The organism is Micromonospora sp. M51 (assembly GCF_018070305.1).
In the GTDB taxonomy this organism is placed as follows: domain Bacteria; phylum Actinomycetota; class Actinomycetes; order Mycobacteriales; family Micromonosporaceae; genus Micromonospora; species Micromonospora parva.
Genome location: NZ_JAGPXZ010001346.1, coordinates 1 through 766 on the forward strand (window position 1 = coordinate 1; position 766 = coordinate 766).

A 766-nucleotide genomic window follows, 5' to 3' on the forward strand; every position below is an offset into this window, starting at 1 on the left:
GAGAGCGGTCACCCGGCCGGTCGCCGGGGAGGAGAGCGTCGTAGCCGCGCCGGTCAGTCGGTGGAGCCGGCCGGTCGTCCCGGCCGTGCGGCCGGACCGGCCGGCGGGGCGGGCCGCAACCGGCGCGGGCCGTACTCGCGCAGCAGGGTCTGGATGATGCCGGCGGCGGGGATGGCCAGCAGCGCGCCGAGCAGACCGGCCAGTTCCGCCGCGAGCAGCACGCTGACCAGCACGGTCAACGGGTTCAGCCGGACCGCGCGGGACAGGATGAGCGGCTGGAGCAGGTGGTTCTCCACCTGTTGGTAGACCACGAAGAAGACCAGCACCACCACTCCGGCGGTGGGGGAGTGCAGGAAACCGGCACCGGCCGCGATCACCGCGCCGAGCGTCGCCCCGACCAGCGGTATCAGGTCGGCGACCGCCACCAGCAGGGCGATCACGGCTGCGAAGGGCACGCCGGTGAGAGCCAGCACCGCGTAGGTCAGCGCCCCGCAGATCACGCTGATCAGCAGGTTCCCGGTGAGGTAGCCGGTGACGGTGCGCGACACCTCCCGGCCCACCCGACGCAGCCGCTCGCCCTGACCGTCCCCGGCCGCCGCGAGCAGGCCGCCGGTGATCCGCGGCGCCTCCAACACCATGAGGTACGCGAGCACGACGACAGTGACCAGCCCGGCGATCGACTCGACGACGCCGCGCAGCACGCCGACCGCGGGTTGGCGCAGCTGCCCGCCGAAGCCGCGCAGCTGCTCGGAGTGTTCGCTGGCGT

The 766-nt window shown here is 73.8% G+C and carries 1 protein-coding gene; it reads right to left on the reverse strand.

Translation table 11 applies throughout. The annotated features are described in order from the left end of the window. Positions 1-53: 53 nt before the first annotated feature. A partial coding sequence (locus KBX53_RS34750) for an AI-2E family transporter (protein WP_210864013.1) occupies positions 54-766 on the reverse strand: 713 nt, incomplete at its 5' end.